This is a genomic window from Candidatus Erwinia dacicola (genome assembly GCF_001756855.1).
Taxonomy (GTDB): Bacteria; Pseudomonadota; Gammaproteobacteria; order Enterobacterales; family Enterobacteriaceae; genus Erwinia; species Erwinia dacicola.
On record NZ_MAYS01000351.1, the window covers coordinates 1 to 2,703 of the forward strand.

2 protein-coding genes and 3 pseudogenes are annotated in these 2,703 nt (G+C 55.6%); 3 read left to right on the forward strand and 2 right to left on the reverse strand.

Translation table 11 applies throughout. The annotated features are described in order from the left end of the window. Window positions 1–133 (forward strand): annotated as a pseudogene (locus BBW68_RS17915) (IS256 family transposase); the annotation flags it as partial. A 65-nt stretch (window positions 134–198) separates the two neighbouring features. Here BBW68_RS17915 and BBW68_RS16620 read toward each other — a convergent pair. Together BBW68_RS16620 and dnaB are read right to left on the reverse strand one after the other, a co-directional pair. Beyond that, window positions 199–291, reverse strand: a pseudogene (locus BBW68_RS16620) (winged helix-turn-helix transcriptional regulator); the annotation flags it as partial. A gap of 161 nt (window positions 292–452) precedes the next feature. Further along, window positions 453–1,868 carry a replicative DNA helicase gene (dnaB, locus tag BBW68_RS10005; protein WP_070135247.1) on the reverse strand — a complete coding sequence of 472 codons (1,416 nt, stop codon included), beginning with the start codon at window positions 1,866–1,868 and terminating at the stop codon, window positions 453–455. A gap of 101 nt (window positions 1,869–1,969) precedes the next feature. Between dnaB and BBW68_RS10010 the strand changes: the two are divergent. Further along, window positions 1,970–2,458: pseudogene (locus tag BBW68_RS10010) on the forward strand (alcohol dehydrogenase catalytic domain-containing protein); the annotation flags it as partial. A 67-nt stretch (window positions 2,459–2,525) separates the two neighbouring features. Next, window positions 2,526–2,703 (forward strand): transposase (locus tag BBW68_RS20735; RefSeq protein ID WP_083264873.1); only part of this gene is annotated, 178 nt, incomplete at its 3' end.

Consider the following 2,703-nt stretch of genomic DNA (forward strand, 5'->3'; position numbering starts at 1 on the left):
TCTGGGGGCGGTGCTGACGGAGCAGAACGAAGAATGGCTGTTGCAGAACCGCTACCTGCCGCCGCACAGCATGGCGGAGATAGAGCAGACCGCTGAAAACGATGTGATCGAGGCGCTGCCACTCAGCGCTTAACAGACATATTACCGGACCGGAAGGCTGGATCTGAATTTACACCACCTTGACGGATTCGATCAAAACCCGACGATATCGCTAAGTTCCTGATTGGTCAGGCGACCATTTGCTTCTAGTAAAGTCAGTATCTTAAGGTCGAAACCATCAATCTGGGTCATCGTTCGTCCATGCCGGTTGCTGAGTACTGCTTACCGACAGATAACCGCATTTTTTTGCAGTGTTGTCCAACACTATTTTGTGATGATCCGCAGAGGGTAATGCGGCTGGGGTAAACTGTAGGGGCCGATCCTCTTTTTCGATCGGCCCGTCAATGGTAGGATTATTCGTCGTCGTACTGCGGTCCTGCATAGTTATCGAAGCGTGACCACTGACCGTTAAAGGTCAGGCGCACGGTGCCGATTGGGCCGTTACGCTGTTTACCTAGGATAATCTCTGCCACCCCTTTCAGATCGCTGTTCTCGTGATACACCTCATCACGGTAGATAAACATGATCAGATCGGCATCCTGCTCGATAGAGCCGGATTCACGCAGGTCGGAGTTAACCGGGCGCTTATCGGCACGCTGCTCCAGGGAGCGGTTAAGCTGCGACAGCGCCACCACCGGCACCTGCAGCTCTTTCGCCAGCGCCTTTAGCGAGCGTGAGATCTCGGCGATCTCCAGCGTGCGGTTATCCGACAGTGACGGTACGTGCATCAGCTGCAGGTAGTCGATCATGATCATGCTCAGACCGCCGTGCTCGCGGAAAATACGGCGCGCACGCGAGCGGACTTCGGTTGGCGTCAGGCCGGAAGAGTCATCGATAAACATGTTCTTCTTCTCCAGCAGGATGCCCATGGTGCTGGAGATACGCGCCCAGTCCTCATCATCCAGCTGGCCGGTACGAATGCGCGTCTGGTCCACGCGTGACAGCGATGCCAGCATACGCATCATGATCTGCTCGCCGGGCATCTCGAGGCTGAATATCAGCACCGGTTTATCCTGCAGCATCACGGCGTTTTCACACAGGTTCATGGCGAAGGTGGTTTTACCCATTGCCGGACGTGCCGCCACGATAATCAGATCTGAGCGCTGCAGGCCCGCGGTTTTCTTGTTCAGGTCGTGATAGCCGGTATCCACGCCGGTTACCCCATCGTGCGGCGTCTGATAGAGGGATTCGATACGCGCAATGGTGGCTTCGAGGATCTGATCGACGCTTTTCGGGCCGTCATCTTTATTGGTGCGGCTTTCGGCAATCTGGAACACGCGGGATTCAGCTAGATCGAGCAGGTCCTCGCTAGTACGGCCCTGCGGATCGTAACCCGCATCGGCGATCTCATTCGCCACCGCGATCATCTCACGCACTACCGCGCGTTCGCGCACGATATCGGCATAAGCGCCAATGTTCGCCGCACTTGGCGTATTTTTTGACAGCTCGGCCAGATAAGCAAAGCCACCCACAATGCTCAGCTTGCCCTTGGTTTCCATCGATTCGGACAGAGTTATCAGATCGATCGGCTTGCTCTGTTCCAGCAGGTGCTGCATTTCCGCGAAGATCATGCGGTGCGGTCGGCTGAAGAAGTCCTTCGCCACCACGCGCTCGGAGACGTTATCCCAGCGTTCGTTATCTAGCATTAAACCGCCCAACACTGACTGTTCTGCTTCCAGCGAGTGCGGCGGCAGCTTAAGACCTTCCATCTGACGGTCTCGCGGCTCGCGGTTTTCGAAGGATTTGTTGGTGGGTTTATTTCTTGCCATAGTGATGTAATACCAAAAATCTTGTGGGGGGGACGCGCAATTATACTCGTTTGCATAGCCTTCGTCCTCCCCCATTCGCGGCGCAATTCACAGGAGTGATCATGGCAAAACGTATACAAATCAGCCAGCACAACGCACCCGAAGTGATGCAACTGGTGGACTTCGATCTGGCCGATCCGGCTGCGGGATAAGTGCAGATTGAGAATAAAGCGATTGGTATCAACTATATCGATATCTACGTGCGCAGTGGGCTTTACCCAGCCCCGCTGCCGTCCGGTTTAGGCACCGAAGCGGCAGGCGTGGTGACGCGTGTTGACCCCGGCGTCAGCGAACTGAAGCCGAGCGACCGCGTGGTATACGCGCAATCCTCCCTCGGTGCCTACAGCGAAGTGCATAATGTGCCGGTGGATAAGCTGGCGCTGCTGCCGGATGCTATCTCCTTTGAGCAGGCAGCCGCCTCTTTCCTTAAAGGGCTGACCGTGCATTACCTGCTGCGCCAGACCTATATGGTGCAGCCAGATGAGGTGTTCCTGTTCCACGCGGCGGCAGGTGGCGTTGGGCTGATTTCCTGCCAGTGGGCGAATGTAGTGGCACACTGATACTGGCCACCTGATCGGAAGGTGATATTCTCACCTTCCCAACACCACAGGTGACCCAATGGCTAAACATTTCACGCCAGAATTTAAGCTCGAAGCGGCGAAGTTAATTGTCGACCACGGCTATACCTACGTTAAGGCCGCAGAGGCAGTTAACGTAAGCCATTCGGCTATCACCCGTTGGGTGAATAAGCTGCGACTTGAGCGCCAGGGGAAAACGCCCGCCAGGCTTCCTCTGA

Coding starts and splice junctions, on each gene's coding strand:
- dnaB (WP_070135247.1), bottom strand. CDS start 1,868: ATGGCAAGAAATAAACCCACCAACAAATCCTTCGAAAACCGCGAGCCG.